The 709-nt window shown below is 63.5% G+C and carries 2 protein-coding genes; both read right to left on the bottom strand.

Features of this window, described 5'->3' with window-relative positions; genetic code table 11:
* Nucleotides 1–428, bottom strand: a 428-nt coding sequence (locus tag ABB27_RS18940; protein WP_152984700.1) for an MFS transporter, incomplete at its 3' end; no start/stop codon positions are given.
* Nucleotides 429–450: 22 nt separating this feature from the next.
* A partial coding sequence (locus ABB27_RS18935) for a peptidylprolyl isomerase (protein ID WP_425477555.1) occupies nucleotides 451–709 on the bottom strand: 259 nt, incomplete at its 5' end.

Here is a 709-nt window from a genome sequence, read left to right as displayed (position 1 = left end):
AAGATGCCCAGTGCGGTGCCCTGCTTCTCCGGCGGGAACCACTTGGACACATAGGTGACGCCGACCGAGAAGTTGCCGCCGGCGATGCCGACGAACAGCGCCGCCAGCAGGAACTGCGGATAGGTCTGCGCATAGGTCAGCAACCAGGTCGCCACCGCACCACACAGCATCACCAGGGTCATCACCTTGCGGCCGCCGAACTGGTCGGACCAGATGCCGAGGAAGACGCGGATCACCGAGCCGGTCAGTACCGGGGTGGCGATCAGCAGGCCGAACTGGGTGTCGTTCAAACCCAGCTGCTCGCTGATCTGGATGCCGATGATGGCGAAGATCATCCACACCGCAAAACACACGGTGAAGGCGAACGTACTCAACCACAGCGCACGTTGTTGTTCGCCGCTGCTGATGTTCTGTAGATTCTGGCTCATTGCCGCTCCTGGGGGTTACGTCTTACTCAGCCTGTGCTTCGATGTCTTCGAGCCCGCGCACCGGGTAGCGCTCGCGCAGCTCAAGCAGGAACTGCTGCAGGTCGCGTTGCCGTACCTGCAGTTCCAGGTAGTCGCTGATCTGCGCTCGCACCTGGTCGAACGACAGCGCCTGGCCGGTTTCCACCGCGTCGACGCTGACCACGTGGTAGCCCCAGCGCGATTCCACCGGGAAGCCCGCCAGGCCTTCTCGCAGGCGGAACACCTGGCGGGCTTCCCGGTGG

The organism is Stenotrophomonas terrae, assembly GCF_001431465.1.
Lineage (GTDB): Bacteria > Pseudomonadota > Gammaproteobacteria > Xanthomonadales > Xanthomonadaceae > Stenotrophomonas > Stenotrophomonas terrae.
This window is presented reverse-complemented; position numbering and strand designations above follow the sequence as displayed.